At 56.2% G+C, this 728-nt stretch carries 1 pseudogene; it reads left to right on the plus strand.

The features are described from left to right. A pseudogene (locus QN395_RS21370) lies at window positions 1-728 on the plus strand (aspartate-alanine antiporter); the annotation flags it as partial.

Below are 728 nucleotides of genomic sequence, written 5' to 3' on the forward strand. Positions count from 1 at the left end.
GGCAAAATCAAGGTTGGGCGTTTTGTTCTGGGAGGCATTGCAGGAACTCTGCTGGTGGGTGTTGTCATAGGCCAGCTCGGAATTGAGATCAATGGCGGAATAAAGGCGATTTTCTTCGCTCTATTTATTTACGCGGTCGGGTTCCAAGGTGGCCCGCAGTTTTTCCATGCGCTGAACCGACGCTCACTAAATCAACTGGTGTCGGCATTTGTGATGTGCGCGACGGGATTGTTGTGCGTACTGTTCAGTGCCTGGATGTTCGACCTTGATCGCGGTATAGCTGCTGGCCTCGCCGCTGGCGGTCTGACACAGTCGGCCATCATTGGCACCGCTGGTGATGCCATCGCCAAGCTTGGATTGGCCCCGGCCTTGATCAAGACGATGCAAACGAACGTCGCAGTTGGCTATGCGGTTTGTTATATTTTTGGGTCGCTCGGACCGATCATAATGGTCACCTGGTTCCTGCCGATGGTGATGCGCTGGGATATTCGTCAGGAAGCCATCAAGCTTGCTACTTCAATCTCCGGCGGCCACGCCGAACTCGACCCGGGACAGTTCAATGCAATGCGCACCGTTGCCACTCGAATGTATTTGGTTGCACCCGACAGCGCGGCGGTCAACCAGACTGCCCTGGCGATCGACATCGCGCTATCGGATGCCTCGGTAGAGGCGATTTATCGGTCTGGACAACCGTTGGCGATCGCGGACACCACCGTCGTGCTGGCCGG

The sequence above is a fragment of the Undibacterium sp. RTI2.2 genome (assembly GCF_035018705.1).
In the GTDB taxonomy this organism is placed as follows: Bacteria; Pseudomonadota; Gammaproteobacteria; order Burkholderiales; family Burkholderiaceae_D; genus Undibacterium.